The 16,005-nt window shown below is 45.8% G+C and carries 14 protein-coding genes; 12 read left to right on the top strand and 2 right to left on the bottom strand.

Annotation, left to right across the window (positions count from 1 at the left end):
• Position 1: 1 nt before the first annotated feature.
• Positions 2-112 (top strand): MetS family NSS transporter small subunit, encoded by a 111-nt coding sequence (locus GT589_RS02420; protein WP_293395447.1) that lies wholly within the window; start codon positions 2-4, stop codon positions 110-112.
• Between the two features lie 106 nt (positions 113-218).
• Here the strand turns inward: GT589_RS02420 and GT589_RS02415 are convergent, their stop codons facing one another.
• Both GT589_RS02415 and GT589_RS02410 read right to left on the bottom strand, forming a co-directional pair.
• Complete coding sequence (locus GT589_RS02415) at positions 219-647, bottom strand: DUF523 domain-containing protein (protein WP_293395444.1); 429 nt, start codon at positions 645-647, stop codon at positions 219-221.
• A 19-nt stretch (positions 648-666) separates the two neighbouring features.
• On the bottom strand, positions 667-840 hold the full coding sequence (locus GT589_RS02410) for a hypothetical protein (protein ID WP_293395504.1): 174 nt from the start codon (positions 838-840) through the stop codon (positions 667-669).
• A 219-nt stretch (positions 841-1,059) separates the two neighbouring features.
• Between GT589_RS02410 and GT589_RS02405 the strand changes: the two genes are divergently transcribed.
• The 11 genes from GT589_RS02405 to GT589_RS02355 all read left to right on the top strand — a co-directional run bounded on the left by GT589_RS02405 (position 1,060) and on the right by GT589_RS02355 (position 15,826).
• Positions 1,060-1,821: a hypothetical protein gene (locus GT589_RS02405; RefSeq protein ID WP_293395441.1), complete on the top strand. Its 762-nt coding sequence runs from the start codon at positions 1,060-1,062 to the stop codon at positions 1,819-1,821.
• 162 nt (positions 1,822-1,983) lie between these two features.
• On the top strand, positions 1,984-4,356 hold the full coding sequence (locus GT589_RS02400) for an FtsX-like permease family protein (protein ID WP_293395438.1): 2,373 nt from the start codon (positions 1,984-1,986) through the stop codon (positions 4,354-4,356).
• A gap of 125 nt (positions 4,357-4,481) precedes the next feature.
• The gene (locus tag GT589_RS02395) at positions 4,482-6,545 is read left to right on the top strand and encodes a sigma-54 interaction domain-containing protein (RefSeq protein ID WP_293395435.1); all 2,064 of its coding nucleotides are present in this window, start codon (positions 4,482-4,484) and stop codon (positions 6,543-6,545) included.
• A gap of 379 nt (positions 6,546-6,924) precedes the next feature.
• A complete protein-coding gene (locus tag GT589_RS02390) occupies positions 6,925-7,830 on the top strand; it encodes a bifunctional enoyl-CoA hydratase/phosphate acetyltransferase (RefSeq protein WP_293395432.1) in 906 nt (301 codons plus the stop codon).
• 50 nt (positions 7,831-7,880) lie between these two features.
• Entirely contained in the window at positions 7,881-9,659 is a 1,779-nt protein-coding gene (gene iorA / locus GT589_RS02385; RefSeq protein ID WP_293395429.1) for an indolepyruvate ferredoxin oxidoreductase subunit alpha, read from the top strand.
• 1 nt (position 9,660) lies between these two features.
• Positions 9,661-10,269 (top strand): indolepyruvate oxidoreductase subunit beta, encoded by a 609-nt coding sequence (locus tag GT589_RS02380; protein ID WP_293395426.1) that lies wholly within the window; start codon positions 9,661-9,663, stop codon positions 10,267-10,269.
• Between the two features lie 241 nt (positions 10,270-10,510).
• Positions 10,511-11,164, top strand: coding sequence for a hypothetical protein (locus GT589_RS02375; protein ID WP_293395423.1), 654 nt, complete (start codon positions 10,511-10,513; stop codon positions 11,162-11,164).
• Between the two features lie 143 nt (positions 11,165-11,307).
• Complete coding sequence (locus GT589_RS02370; protein ID WP_293395420.1) at positions 11,308-11,853, top strand: hypothetical protein; 546 nt, start codon at positions 11,308-11,310, stop codon at positions 11,851-11,853.
• A 190-nt stretch (positions 11,854-12,043) separates the two neighbouring features.
• Positions 12,044-12,853, top strand: coding sequence for a metallophosphoesterase (locus GT589_RS02365; RefSeq protein ID WP_293395417.1), 810 nt, complete (start codon positions 12,044-12,046; stop codon positions 12,851-12,853).
• Positions 12,854-12,921: 68 nt separating this feature from the next.
• The gene (locus GT589_RS02360) at positions 12,922-13,425 is read left to right on the top strand and encodes a nitroreductase family protein (RefSeq protein ID WP_293395414.1); all 504 of its coding nucleotides are present in this window, start codon (positions 12,922-12,924) and stop codon (positions 13,423-13,425) included.
• A gap of 130 nt (positions 13,426-13,555) precedes the next feature.
• Positions 13,556-15,826, top strand: coding sequence for an ATP-dependent Clp protease ATP-binding subunit (locus tag GT589_RS02355; protein ID WP_293395411.1), 2,271 nt, complete (start codon positions 13,556-13,558; stop codon positions 15,824-15,826).
• Positions 15,827-16,005 lie beyond the last annotated feature (179 nt).

Genomic DNA, 16,005 nt, shown 5'->3' with positions numbered 1-16,005 from the left:
TATGGATGGCAGTGCTGTTTTAATGATGGTAATAGGCTGCGGAGCTGTTTGGGGCGGTGCCTTGATAGCCATAATAATCGCTCTTCGGGTTGACAAAAAAGCAGGCAATTAAGTATTATCTGGCCAAAAAGAGACGTGATATATCGACAAAAGCCAGGAAAGCATGCGGTTTATGCTTTTCTGGCTTTTGTTATTTAAGCGAGAAATCACTATGTCCTTTACAAATCACTCTCGTTAATTACTTCAATTCCGTTTTTCATGAGCAGTTCCGCCGTCAGGCCATTTCCTTCTATTAATCTTCCTGAAAATGTCCCATCATATATGAGCCCGCAGCCGCAGGAAGGGCTTTTTGACTTTAATATTGCTTTCGTAGCACCGATTATCCTGGCTATTTCCAGAGTCTTTTCTGCCCCTGCGGCAAACTCCCTGGTGAAGTCCTGGCCTTCACTGCTGACGACTCTTTGCTCACCACTTTCATTTCTTATGATTTCGCAACATGTTCTTGGAACGGGCAATCCACCAAGCAGCTCGGGACATACAGGCATAGCATTTCCCTGCTTTACCAATTCAATCACATATTGATTCTCGCTGCTTTTACCGTCGTATCTGCAGCTTATCCCAGCCAGGCATGAACTAATAATATACATATGTTATCTTCTCCTTTATCTAAATAACAAAAAACGAAACGGCTATCTCAACAGACAAAGCCATATTGTCTTTTACAGCCATGACTATGGCAGTGCTGTGCTCTGCGGCGTTTCCTATTATGGGTATAGGGCTATCAGGATGGTCGCGCCAATGAGGACAATATAGATTTTTTGAGAGACCACTTGGCTTCACGAACATTATACCTTCAAAAGTGTCGATTAGCCATTAAATTCCATGGCGGTTTCTAGCTGTTTTCAATATTTCTGCTTGTTCCAATCATTTAATCTATTCATGCAAACTATTCATATTCGCATATCTAAATATATCAAGTTAATTACAAGATCTATATGGGTATAATAAAAATCCTTTATATAACGCTGCTATTTTTATAATGAAACGAGGTATGTAAATATGAATGATGTGATTACCATGAGTACTAATTATGCAAATTTCGCTGGAATCCTGGCCGGATTTGCTTTCAGTGGTATATACTTACTGATAGAGTATGAAAAAAAGGAGTCAGCAGAGGTAATCAGCATACTCCTGGTTGGATTTTTTGGACTTATACTGTCGTCATTTCTTTTTTCCAATATCACTAAAATGGCATTTGAAGAAGGGAACATAATCCAAATAAAACAGGTGGGTTTTTCTGTGATTATAGCGAGTATTGTTTTCGCATTGTCAATTATGGAAATGTTTCTTAGCTTGGTTTTTATATTTATACTTTACAAAATGCCAAAACAGGTCATTAATCTGGGCAAAATTATATACTACGAGGTTTCCTTTATTGTAATATTGTTTATCATTACAACCATTCCTCAATTATACACTGACGAAAAAATCATGGCATCCTTAACTCGGGACTTATTTCTGACGGTACTATTTTCTGCCTTAATCACATTCGTTTTAAGCAAAATAGTTATGAAGCAGCTGGATATAATATTTGAAAAATATTTCATACAAATTATAACAGTTGACACTATATTAATGTTGATTCTAGCGGCAATTTATAGGTCGGATATGTATCTCAGAGAAGTTCCTTACATTTTCGCGCATATCATAGTCTCTATATTTACTATTAATGTTATGATAAACAACTTCAGCATAAACCATGAACACAGGATGATGATACTGAAAGATATGCAGAAAGACGATCAGCAGGATACTCCTTAAACCACGAAACCCGCATCACTTATAGCGATGTGGGTTTTTCATACTCAATATTTTTTAGTATGAAATTAAAAGCCGGCGAGAAAATAAACCGATTGGGTATAAATATTTTGTGGAATCTTTGTAGAAAAGTGAAGCATCCAGAAGTTTGGCGGAGGAGTTTTTATGGGAAAAGGGATACTTTTCAAAAAGGCTGTAAAGGACATGCGCCAGTGGATGTCCCAGTTCGCCTCAATATGCCTGATGGCGGCCCTTTCAGTGAGCGTGGTAATGGGGCTGGACAGCCTGTGGAAGACTATAGACGAGCGCTCAAGTGAGCTGTATGAGAGCACCAACCTGTCTGACATCTGGGTCTCCGTTGTAAACCCTACGGAAATGGACATGTGGAGAATAAGGAATATCCAAGGAGTGGAGAAGGCTGAAAAAAGGCTGGCTGTAAACTCCACCGCGAATATAAATGGAAAGCCCACTCTGCTTGTATACACAGCCTCGGATAAAAACACTCTGGACAAGCCGTATATAATAGAAGGACTATTAGAGGGCTCAAGCGGAGCCATACTCGACGAGACCTTCGCAAGGAGCCACGGCCTGAAACCTGGGGACAAGTTGGAGCTGGAGTTCAACGACAGAAAAATAAGCTTGCGTGTAAAGGCTCTGGCGCTAAGCGGCGAGCACGTATTTTCAGTAAAAGACACGACGTCAATAATGCCTGACCCTGAAAAATACGGGTTCGTCATAGTGGACGAAGACAAGGTCAAAAGCGCATACGGGGGCAGAAAGCTCTATAACCAAATCTGCATAAGGCTAGCAGAGGGAGCAAACGAAGGTGAAATCATAGAAAAAATCGACGCGGCCCTGGGTGACGATATGCTGGGAGTAATTACAAGAAAGGACAACCGGAGCGTAAGCCACGTTGCCAGCGAAATTAAGCAGTTCAAGGTTATATCGGGCGTATTCCCCATAATGTTTTTCCTTGTGACGGCGCTTGTTACGCTGAGCACCATGTCAAGGCTGGTGGAGGAGCAGAGAGAGCAAATAGGAATACTCAAGGCTCTTGGATATAGCAAAAGTATAGTAGTATTCCATTACACCTCGTACGGGGTGTTGGCGGGGCTGCTGGGGGCGGCGTTGGGAGCCGCAGTGGGGCCCATACTAATTGGCAGAACTCTCATAGACCAGATGAAATTTTTGCTTGTGCTGAGCGATTACAGAATGAGCATAAATGTGAGCAACCTCATACTTAGCACATTGCTTATAGTGCTGTGCACAGGAGGAGTATCCTGCTACACCTGCCTTAGAAGACTGGAGGAGACTCCGGCGGCGCTCCTGCGCGACAGGCTCCCGAGAAAGGGAAACCGGATTTTCATTGAAAGCATAAAGGTTTTATGGGGAGCGATGAGCAGCAAGCGAAGGCTTATAGCGCGCAACACTTCCAGAAATAAATGGAGGATGCTAATGAGTGTTGTCGGAATTGCGGGCTGTACAGGTCTTGTAATAGGCTCGTTCAGCCTAAACGACATGATGCTGGGCGTGTCCAGGCTTACCTACGTAGATTTTCCGTGTAATGTGATATCTGTAGATGTAAAGGAAGGCGACGAGGTCGGCCGAGGTGACCTCCTGGCGGCTCTCGACATGACTGAGTACAATGAGACGGTGAAAAAGCTTCGGGAGCAGGTCGAATCCGGCAAGGCCGCCCTCAGTGATGCAATAGAGGATCCGTCCGCTCTTGAAGCCGACATAGCCAGGCTGAAGAAGGACTTGAGCAAAAAAACAGCCGAATACAATAGTGGAGAAAAGGCCGAGCTTAAGCTTCTCGAAAGCTCGCTGGAGCGGGCTGAAAAGGAGCTCTCGGACGCAAAGGAGGACCTGGAATTGAACAGGAAGCTCCATGAAGAGGGAGCCATAGCAACGGAGGAGCTTGACGGTTTTGTTGATGCGGTTGAGGAGAAGGAAAAGCTCAGAAGCGACATAATCGACAATATGAGCATGACAAAGCGGCTCCTAAAGGAGGAGCTAGATGAGCTATCCACTGAGCTTCAATACAAGCAGGTCCAGTTGGACGAGACGAGGGAGAGCAACAGCGCAAGCCTTGAAAGGCTAAGCAGCAGGCTGGCCATATACGAATCAGACCTGGTAATAATGCAAAACAAAGCCAATAAGCCATATGTATCCGGAGGAAGCCTGGTATGCAGCCTTGAGCGCGGCATAGTGCAAAGCATAAGCATAATCAACGGCAGCAGCCTGGGACAACAAAATGGAAATCACAAGGCGATGGAGCTTATAGATGCGGATACCATCGTTGTTATTGCAGAGGTGCCTGAGGAATTCGCAGGGGAGATAGACAGCAGTGCAGATGTTAAAATCATGCCTGTGGCCAAGAAAAATTTGATCATAAAGGGGCGTGTTAGCCAATTGCCCGGCTCCGCCATAGAAAAAGACGGAGAGCGCATAGTGAGGGTAGAGGTGATCCCCAGCGAGAAATCGGAGTTTCTAAAGCCCGGCTACACAGCCGATGTTGTTTTTGAAAGAAAAAAATGATCATTCGGATTCAAGCTGCATATTTAAATCCGATGGAACGCTTCAAGTCAGACGGTCTGTTGTAAGCTTTTTGGAAAAGGTATAGAATATTAATTGTTAAACTAATGTAAACGGGAGTGAAAAGCTTGGAAAAGACTCTTGCTATAATAAGCAGCAACCAAAGCGAGGCGGAATACCAGAAGAAGCAGATTAAAAGCCTTTTCGGCGACAAAATAGAAGTAAGACTTTATCCAATAGAATGGGAAGGTGCTGGCTCCGGCATATATGAGGACCTCATACTGCTGCCCTCGTACGAGTGCTTTCACAATTTAAGAAGCAGGATAATAGGATCTGGAGAGGTTGTAATAGCACACAGGACGATAACAAAATCGGCGCTTGAAAAGCTCATGGTGCTCCCCGAGGGGACAAGGGCTCTGCTTGTAGATGAAACGCCCGGCCTCGCCATGGAGACGTCGGCGCTTGTATATCAGCTTGGGGTAAAGCACATTGAGCTTGTACCCTGCTTAAGTTATGCGCAGGAAATGCAGCAGATGCAAGATTTCGATACCATAGTTTTAATTGGCGAGAGGGAGAATCCCCATCCTCTTGCAAGGAGCGTTGTAGACCTTGGGTTTGGATTATTAGACATAAGTACAATACTCGACATAGCCTTCAAGCTAGATCTTGACTATGTAATACAGAGGCAGAACGTTATAAAGAGCTTCAAGGAGATAGTCACAGTAAACGTCGGGCTTTTTAACATAATAGGCAGGTTCAACAGATTTGAGGCGCAGCTTGATATACTTCTGCAGGTGCTCGACGACGGGATAGTGGCAGTGGATGCTGAAGGGATAGTCTACTCATGCAACGAAGGAGCCGAGAAAATAATAGGAATGAATAGAAGTGAAATGGTAGGCAGCGAATGGATGGCCCTGATGCCAGAGATACCTTTCTACAAGGCTCTCAAGGATAAGGAAAGCATATCGGAGAAGATAATAAGCATGCACGGCTATGACGTTGTGGCTGCAGTGGATCCCATAATACACTCCAACAAGCTCTATGGAGCAGTTGCCAGGATAAAGCGCTTTTCGGACATTGAAAGGAAACAGCACAAGCTCAGAAGTCAGCTTATTTCAAAAGGACATAGGGCCAAATACGGCTTTTACAATATATTCGGCAATAGTCCGCTGATAATGCAGTGCAAGGACATAGCCAGGAGAATGGCAAAGTCTAGTTCGTCCGTGCTCATAACAGGCGAGAGCGGAACTGGCAAGGAGCTTTTCGCCCAAGCAATACACAATTCCTCGGAGCGGAGGGACTATCAGTTTGTGGCCGTAAACTGCGGAGCTATCCCGGAAAGCCTGCTCGAGAGCGAGCTTTTCGGATACGAGGAAGGCGCCTTCACGGGGGCTAGAAAGGGCGGAAAGACGGGACTTTTCGAGCTGGCCCACAAGGGCACTCTTTTTCTCGACGAAATAGGAGAAATGCCTATAAACCTGCAGGCCAGACTTTTGCGTGTCCTACAGGAAAGGCAGGTAATGCGCATTGGCGGAGACCGGGTCATAGACGTGGATGTGAGAATAATAGCAGCCACAAACAGGAACCTGATAGAGCTTGTAAGGGAGGGGAGTTTCAGGCAGGACCTTTACTTCAGACTTAACGTGCTGCCGCTCAGGATACCTGCGCTCAGGGAAAGACGCGAGGATATACCGGAGCTGATTGAAAGCTTTAAGCTCGAGTTTGAAAGCGGTTTTAATCTCAGCGATGCCGCCATGGAAATGCTCATGGCCCACACGTGGGAGGGCAATATACGAGAGCTGAGAAATTACGTTGAATACTTTACAAATCTGGACAAGAAGCTTATAGAAGTCCAGGATCTGCCGTTTGTGCAGGAAGTGCAGCCCAGGCTTACGACGCTCAGCGGCATTGAAAAAGACATGCTCAGGGCCTTTGAGGAAGAGGCGAGAGGGAAAATGGGAGACTACAGGTTCATACTTTCAAAGCTGCTGGAAGCTCAAAGGCATGGCGAGAAAATGGGCAGGAGGAGCCTGAGCAGGCTTGCGGAATCCTCGGGAAGGCACTTGAGTGAGCAGGAGATACGAGGAATGCTCCTTGAACTTGAAAAGTTCGGAATGGCTGAAGTATCAAAGGGGAGAGCCGGAACAGCCATAACCGAATTCGGGATAAAGGTGCTTGAGGAGATTCGGTAAATAGAATAAAGGGCGAAATAGGGTTGAATGGTATACCATTCAACCCTTTATTTGTGTTTTGGGCGCTCATTTTGCAAGTGCATGCAAACGATTTCATTGTATATGAAGTGGAACAATATGAATATTGAGAATACAATATTGGTTCGGCGTTAATGGGATAAAGGCATATTGGTGGTTTTTTGAAATACAATGCATATTTTTTTATACATTTTTAGCGCTGCTGCAAAAGTTGGCATGAAAGTTGCTTATATATTTGGCATAGGGTATAAGTACAACATATCCGGCAATTACATAAGCCGAATTTGCCGGTGTAACCGGGCACGTATTGTCGTGTTCTGGATGAAAGCAGGGTTTTACAACAAAAGGAGGAAATAAGGTTATGATTAAGACTCTTGAAGGACTGCTCGAGAGGGTTAAGTCGCTTCCAAAAATGAAGCTTGCTGTTGCAGCCGCAGAGGACAGGGAGGTTCTGCATGCAGTATTCGATGCCAAGGAGGCTGGAATCATAACTCCTGTTCTTGTGGGAGATGTCGAGAAAATAGAAAAGATAGCTGCCGAGCTGGGCTTTAGCCTTGAAGGCGTAGAGGTATTAAGAGGAAACGACCTTGCAGACTCTGCAATGAAGGCTGTAAAGCTGGTTTCTCAGGGACAGGCGGATTTTGTCATGAAGGGACTGCTCGACACGTCGATACTCCTAAAGGCGGTGCTCGACAAGGAATATGGTCTTAGAACAGACAGTCTTCTAAGCCACGTAATGGTATATGAGCCGAAGATGTACCATAAACTGCTCTTTATTACGGATGGCGGAATGAATATAGCGCCAGAGCTTGATGCAAAAGTGAAGATACTAAAAAATGCCGTGAAGGCTGCAAAAGCGTTCGAGCTGGAGCAGGTGAAGGCTGCGTGCATAGCTGCAAAAGAAAAGGTTAGCGACAAGATGCCGTCAACTGTGGATGCCGATGCAATAGCCAAGCTGGCGGCCGGCGGAGAATTTGGAGAAGGCGTAATAGTCGAGGGGCCGCTCGCGTTCGACCTTGCAATTTCAAAAGAGGCGGCGCAGATCAAGAAGTTCGAAAGCCAGGTTGCCGGTGATGCCGACATACTCCTGGTGCCTACTATAGAGGTTGGAAATGCTGTGGGTAAGGCGCTTACCTACCTTGCAGATGCCAAGTCTGCAGGCATAATAATGGGAGCTAAAGCTCCGGTTGTGCTTGTGTCAAGGGCTGATTCACACGAATCGAAACTTTATTCGATAGCGCTGGGCGCCATAATAGCAAACAGGTAAATATTATTTTGAAGAAGACGACAAAGATAACCCTAAGGAGGATAAAGTAGATGAAAAAACTGCTTACTGGTAACGAAGCAATAGCAAGAGGTTTCTACGAAGCTGGCGGACACGTTGCAGCGGCATATCCGGGAACACCATCGACTGAGATACTTGAAAATATGGAGCAGTACAAGGAAGATGTATATTGCGAATGGTCTCCAAATGAAAAGGTTGCCATGGAGGTTGCCATAGGAGCTTCGATGGCAGGCGCTAGAAGCCTTGCGGCCATGAAGCACGTTGGACTCAACGTTGCTGCCGACCCTATAATGACTTATGCATACCTTGGGGTAAACGGGGGCTTTGTGTTCATTTCTGCTGATGATCCGGGAATGCACTCTTCTCAAAACGAGCAGGACAACAGATATTTTGCCAAGTTCGGAAAGATGGCAATGGTTGAACCTACCGACTCTCAGGAGGCAAAGGACTACGTTAAGGAGGCTCTGAGGGTTTCTGAGGAGTATGACGTACCGGTGCTTTTCAGGGTTACAACGAGGGTATGCCATTCAAAGACCCTAGTTGAGCTCGGGGAGAGAACTGAGGTGGCCAAGAAGCCTTACGTCAAGAATGTGGGCAAGTTCCTGGCGGCTCCAGCGCATGCAAAGGTTCTCCACGTTACTCTTGAAGAAAGGCTTGCAAAGCTCGAGGAGTACAGCAACAACTCTCCGCTTAACACTGTCGAGTGGAACGACAAGAAGATAGGCATAATAACTTCGGGAATATCTTACCAGTATGCTAAGGAAGTATTCGGCGATTCGGCGTCATATCTCAAGATAGGTTTCACTAACCCTCTTCCTTTCGGGATGATAGAGGACTTTGCAAAAGAGGTTGAAACTCTTTATGTTATAGAGGAACTTGAGCCATACATGGAAGAACAGATCAAAGCCAGAGGAATCAAGTGCACAGGCAAGGAGCTTATACCTAACGTGGGAGAGCTCAATCCGGACATAATAGCAAAGGCTCTGCTCGGCAAAGAAATCAAAACAATAGAGGGACTGGATGCTCTTGACGATGCAATTATAAAAAGGCCTCCGACTCTATGCGCAGGCTGTCCTCACAGAGGTCTGTTCTACTCGCTTTCAAAGATAAAGAACGTAATGGTAACGGGCGACATCGGCTGCTACACGCTTGGATTCACTCAGCCGCTTAACTCGATGGACACCTGCGTTTGCATGGGCGGGTCTATATCGACAGGTCACGGAGCAGCCAAGGCCTTCAAATTGGCGGGCGAAGACAAGAAGGTGGTTTCTGTAATAGGAGACTCTACATTCTTCCACACAGGCATGAACTCGCTTGTGGACGTTGTATACAACAAAGGCAACACTGTGACTGTAATACTCGACAACAGGATAACGGGCATGACTGGACATCAGGAAAATCCTGGAACAGGCTACACTCTTATGGGAGACAAGACAATAGCCATAGACATACCAAATCTTGTTAAAGCTCTTGGCGTTGAAGATATACAGGTTGTAAACCCCCTCAATCTCAAGGAGACTGATGCAGCTCTCAAAAAGGCGCTTGAATTCGACGGTCCTTCGGTAGTCATAACAAGATGGCCTTGCGTGCTCAAGAAGTTCTCTCAGGAGGACAAGACTGAGTTTGGCTGCGAGCTCAAGAAGTTCAAGGTTAACGAGGACAAGTGCAAATCTTGCAAGCTTTGCCTCAAGTCGGGCTGCCCGGCGCTGTCTTTCGACAAGTTTGCAAAGATTGACCCGGATATGTGCGTGGGATGCTCGGTTTGTGCTCAGGTTTGTCCGTTTGAAGCTATAGAAAGGGTAGGTGAATAATATGTCAAATGTTAAAAGTGTTCTGCTTGTAGGAGTCGGAGGACAGGGTATAATACTTGCTTCACAGATACTTTCAAGCGGTCTTATAGAGGCTGGCTTCGATGTTAAGATGTCAGAGGTTCACGGTATGGCCCAAAGGGGAGGAAGCGTTACTACTCAGGTAAGGTACGGCGACAAGGTGGACTCTCCTATAATAGGAAAAGGATCTGCTGATGTAATGGTTGCTTTCGAAAAGGTAGAGGCTGTAAGGTGGCTTGAGTATCTAAAGCCGGGCGGGGCTCTTGTTGTAAACAACTACGAGATACCTTCGGCAACTGTAATATCGGGAGCAGAGGTTTATCCTGAAGGAGTTATGGAAAAACTAGAGGCTGCAGTAGATAATATATATGTAATAGACGCCGCGAAAGAGGCCATGGAGCTTGGAAACATAAAAGCTCAAAACATAGTTCTTCTTGGCGGGCTGATAAAAGCCATGGGCGTTGAAGGCGTAGACTGGAACAAGATGGTGGAGCAGAATGTGAAGCCAAGGTTCGTCGAGCTGAATCTCAAGGCTATAAACAAGGGAATGGATCTGGTGGCTTCGGAAGTTAAGGAAGAAGTCAGCATATAGAAATACAGTGAATTAGCGGCCATTGTAAACCATCAATTGAGTAAGCCTGGCCAGCCGCAGTCGTATGTGGCTGCACCGGGCTTACTCAAAGGTTTAATAACTGGGTCGGATAGAAATTTAGCTATTAAAATCCCTGGTCCTTTTACCACTACCTCTAAGGATCAGGGATTCTTTTGCAAATGGCGAAAGACAGTGATATAATGATTAGATGATTTTTTAACAATATTTAAGGAGGCGTATTTTGAAAAAAGGTGATTTAATATGGGCTGGGGTGCTTGCGGCAGTAGTGGCATTCCTTGTAACACCATCAACACATGAGGTTTTCATTGAATTTACAGGTTCTCACCCCTTCATAAGCGGATTCATCAAATTCTTCATACTAGCAACAATGGGCGAGCTTCTGGCAATAAGGATAGCAACCGGTGATTGGAGCATACCTCACGGCATACTGCCAAGGGCTGCAATATGGGGTTTCCTTGGCATGGCAATAGTGCTTGTGTTCGATGTGTTTGCAACTGGCGTAAAGGGAGCGCTTGAAAAGGGGCTTCTGCCGGGCGGAGACTCCAAATTCCTGTTCGCCTTCTTTGTCAGTTCGCTTATGAATCTGACGTTCGCACCGACAATGATGGCTTTCCACAGGGTTACAGACACCTACATCGACCTTAAGCATGAAAAAGGCGGAGCTGTTTCGCTTGGAGATGTAGTCAAAAGAATAGACTGGAACGGATTCATATCTTTCGTGCTTGTAAAGACGGTTCCGCTGTTTTGGATACCGGCGCACACCATAACCTTCATGCTGCCGCCGGAATACAGAGTGCTTATGGCTGCAATGCTTTCAATAGCGCTCGGCGGTATATTGGCCTTCGCTAAAAAATCGGCTCAAAAGGCAGCTTAAGTTTAATATTAATAATTCAACCGCAGGTCCTGCAGAGCTCAATTCGCAGAACCTGCGGTTTTTGTTAGATTATAAACGAGTGTATTCTGCCGCAGTATGGGGTAATATAGACTTATAATATGCAAAAACGGAGGTATTTAAAAATGAAAGTATTTGCTAGGAAAACTGTTTTGATGGTATCTTTGGCGCTATTGACGCTCGTGTTGTCTGTTGGCTGCATGAATCCGGAGCCGGAAAAGCCTGCTGGCAATCAGTCTGAAAAAAACAAAAAATTTATAGAAGCCTCGAAAGAGCTTAGAGATATAAATGAGTTGACGCTGCTTGACGAATATGAAATAGACCTCGAAGGCGACGGGCAGATGGAGAACGTTCAGATGTACACGGCTGCGCAGAAGGATCCGAGCGGCAACATAATGTGGGATGACGGGCAAAACTGGCTTCTTACAGTAAGAGGAGAAGACAGGGAATATGTCCTTTTTGAAGGCTACGTGCAGCTGGGCGAAATAAAATATTGGGCGTACACAGCTGGAAGCGATTCGAAGCTCCATATAACAACACTTCAGCCGGGCTCGGCGAGCCTCCAGCTCATGGATTTTGAGTATGACTCGGATAAGGACGGCTTTGAAGGAACCGAAATTTTCAATCCGGAAAATGTGAATCTGATGCATTCTTCTGTGAATGTGGAGTAGAAGGCCATATTTAAATACAATTTGAAGGCGAACTGGAAAAATTCAAACTCTTTTGGTATAATTTAAGTATACCTGTTTTTTTGAATGCCAAGCCTAGCGCACTTTAAAGTGCATGCCTTTCAAGTCCGGATATCGCAGATGAACGCTTGGCTTTGAGCCTCGCCTTAAATTATGAAAGGGGCTGCAGCGTTTGAATAAAAAAATAATATGGATTATTATGCCTCTGCTCCTGCTGATGGGAGATATATTTTATGAAGTCCATTTTGTTGCATTAAACAGCATAGAATTCGAAAGTGAAAAGCTCAAAGCTGGTAAAAAATTAAAAATAGTCCAGATATCAGACTACCACAATGCCAATGCAAACGAGCAGGTGCTTGAGAACGTGGAAAGGATTAAGCCGGATGCGGTTGCCATAACAGGAGACGTTGTAGACCGAGAGACTGACGACTACGAGAGGATATTTGCGCTTGCAGAGGGTCTTGCAAATGTTTGTGAAAGAGTCTATTTCGTAAGCGGCAACCACGAATGGGCCAACGATATGGGAACCAGAAGGCTCGAAGCTGAGCTCGAGTCGCGCGGAGTCAGAGTTTTAAACAACAGAAATGATATAATGAGCATTGAAAATATGGATATATACATCTGCGGTGTGGATGACTACGATACAAGGCACAGCGATGCTGACGAGGCTTTTGACGGCTTTGATGAAACAAGCTATACAATACTGCTCTCACATTCGCCGAATATAATCAAAGAGGGCAAAAACCTAAAGAGTGATCTTATACTCAGCGGCCATACACATGGAGGTCAGGTCAGGCTGCCTTTTGTAGGAGCTGTTGTGGCTCCGAACCAAGGCCTGTTTCCAAAGTATCAAAAAGGAATTTACGAACTTGAAGGCGCCAGATATCTCTACATAGACAGCGGAGTCGGCGTGAGCAGGCTTCCTGTGAGATTCATGAACAGAAGCCAGATGACGCTTATAGAGATAAACGGAAAAGGATAATGTGTGATATTTATATGCATCATAAATTATGTCTAATCACAACACATGATGAAAGGCGGAAAAAAACAATGGAAAACATTTTCAAGAGAAGAAGCGTAAGAGAGTTTGTAGACAGGGAAGTTGAAGAAGATAAGGTTGAAACCCTGCTTAGAGCTGCAATGCAGGCGCCTTCTGCAGGCAATGAGCAGCCGTGGGAGTTCATAGTAGTAAGGGACAAGAAGGTGCTCGACGAAATTTCGGGGATGGACGAATATTCAGAGATGCTGAAGGATGCGTCATGCGCCGTGGTGTTCCTAACTGACATGCAGAAGCTGTTTTTCCCCGACAACTGGCAGCAGGATATGGCGGCAGCGGTACAGAATATGCTTTTGGAAGCCACTCACCAGGGGCTTGGAGCCGTTTGGGTTGGCGTTGCTCCAGTGGAAGAAAGAATGGAGTTCATAATAGATTATTTCAACCTTCCGGAGAATATAATGCCTTTTGCCGTAGTGCCTGTGGGATATCCAGAGGGTGAGGGAAACCGGTTTGTGGACAGATTTGATTCAAGCAGGATTCATTACAACAAGTGGTAGAGTATTTCGAGACGGTCTTGGCCGTCTTTTTTTATTATGTAAAAATATGTATAATTGCAACTGATATAGATGTGATATAATTATATAAAGACAATTCTAATGCTGCTGATAATATGGAGATGATAGATATATGAAGATGTGTTCAAAATGTAAAAAAAACATAGCAGTTGTGTTTACCCAGAAGCTCAAGGATGGAAAGCCTGTGCTTGAGGGCTACTGCATGAGCTGCGCTCAGGAGATGGGCATATCAGTCATGGACGAGCTCATGAAGCAGTCGGGGATGACTCCTGAGGACATGGACAACCTCTCAAAGCAGATGGGGGAGATGTTCGAGAACATGGACATGGACTCAACCGACCCTGACGAGGCGATAATGAAAATGATGAACGGTTCCTTCCCGGATTCTGAGGAAGATGAGAACGATGAGGAAGAAGAGTCGTTTGCGGGCGCCCAGGCTGCTGAAGATGAAAAGGAGCAGAAAAACTCCAAGAAAAAACTTAAATACCTTGAAAAATTCGGCACAAACCTTACAGACAAGGCTAAGGAAGGGCTTGTCGACAGAGTGATAGGAAGGGAAGCTGAAATCAACAGGGTCATACAGATACTCAACAGAAGAAACAAGAACAACCCCGTGCTCATAGGCGAGGCGGGAGTGGGAAAGACGGCCATAGCAGAAGGTCTGGCTGTGAGGATAGCGCAGAAAAAGGTTCCCTCAAGGCTCCTAAACGCCCAGGTGTACCTGCTTGACTTGACTGCCATAGTCGCGGGCACGCAGTTTAGAGGCCAGTTCGAGGGCAGGATGAAGGAGATAATAAAGGAAGCCAGCCAGAGCAGGAACATAATCCTCGTGATAGACGAGATACACAACATAGTTGGCGCAGGAGAGGTCCAGGGGGGCGTGATGAACGCGGCCAATATACTAAAGCCCGCGCTTGCCAAGGGTGAAGTCCACATAATCGGAGCGACGACCATAGACGAGTACAGAAAACACATCGAAAAGGACTCAGCGCTCGAGAGGCGTTTCCAGCCTGTGATGGTGGACGAGCCTTCGGTGGAGGATACCATAGAAATACTAAAGGGAGTAAGGGACTACTATGAAAAGTTCCACAGCGTGATAATACCTGACGAGGTGGTTGAGGCTGCCGCAAAGCTTTCGGAAAGATACATCACAGACAGGTATCTTCCTGACAAGGCAATAGACGTAATAGATGAGGCCGGCTCTATGGTCAACCTCAAAAACAACCTTCAAAAGGAGCTGGACAAGCTAAAGCGCGAGCTTGCCGAGGTGCAGCGCAAGAAGGAAGAAGCGGCAGTCAAGGACGACTATGAGACTGCTGCGAAATTCAAAATGGAAGAGATTGAGCTGCAGGAAAAAATTGACGGGATTCAATCGGACACTGCTGCCTTCCAGGTGACGGTAGAGGATGTGGCGCATGTTATTGAGTCTTGGACAAAGATTCCTGTTAAGAAGATAACTAAAGAAGAGTCGATGAAGCTCCTCGAACTCGAGGAGAGCCTCTCGAGGAGAGTCATAGGGCAGTCCAAGGCAATAAGCCTAGTTTCGAAGGCCATAAGGCGAAACAGGTCGGGCTTTAGGAAGAAGAAAAAACCGGCATCCTTTATTTTCGTGGGACCTACAGGTGTGGGAAAAACCGAGCTTGTAAGGGCGCTATCGAGCGAGCTCTTCGGAAGCGAGGATGCCATGATAAGGCTTGATATGTCCGAGTACATGGAAAAGCACACCGTATCCAAGCTCATTGGAGCGCCTCCGGGGTACATCGGCTATGACCAGGGTGGACAGCTGACTGAAAAGGTCAGGAGAAAGCCCTACTCGGTCATACTCCTTGACGAGATAGAAAAGGCGCACCCTGACGTGTTTAACATGCTGCTGCAGATACTCGAGGACGGAAGGCTGACAGACAGCCAGGGCAGGACAGTATTCTTCGAAAATACAGTTATAGCAATGACGTCCAACGCTGGCACTGATACAAAGTCGCTTGGCATAGGCTTTGGGCACGACGGCTACGATGCCCTCGAGGAAAAGGTACACAACGCTCTGAGGGAAACCTTCAGGCCTGAATTCCTGAACAGGGTTGACGAGGTAGTCGTATTCAACTCGCTAACCAGAGAGCAGCTGCGAAGGATAGTTGATCTGATGCTGTCGGAGGTTAAGGAAGAGGCAAGCGAGAAGGGCATAACCATAAGCGTTTCGGATGATGCCAAGGATTTCATGCTGGAGAAGGGCTACAGCGACAAATACGGTGCAAGACCTCTTAGAAGGACTATACAAAGCTATATAGAAGACGACATAGCGGAAAAATACCTCAAGGGGCTAATCAAGGACGGCTCGAGAGTCAGTGTGGAGCTTGAGGATGGAAAAATTGTCATAAAGGAAATTTAATAGCCAAAAGGCGGGGGATCCCCGCCTTTTTCTATTCAAGCTATTATTGAGTTTTGCTGTGACTGATTTGAATATTATACGGGTATGTTTCAGATTTTGTGTAAACTCTAAAAACTGATGCAGTTTTATTGTATAAGTTAAGGGATAGGTGCTTAAAACAAGCATCTGTCCCTTAAATG

The organism is Peptoclostridium sp. (assembly GCF_009881055.1).
Taxonomy (GTDB): domain Bacteria; phylum Bacillota; class Clostridia; order Peptostreptococcales; family Peptostreptococcaceae; genus Peptoclostridium_A.
Note: the sequence above shows the minus strand (reverse complement) of the source record. Positions and strands in the feature narration are given on the sequence as shown.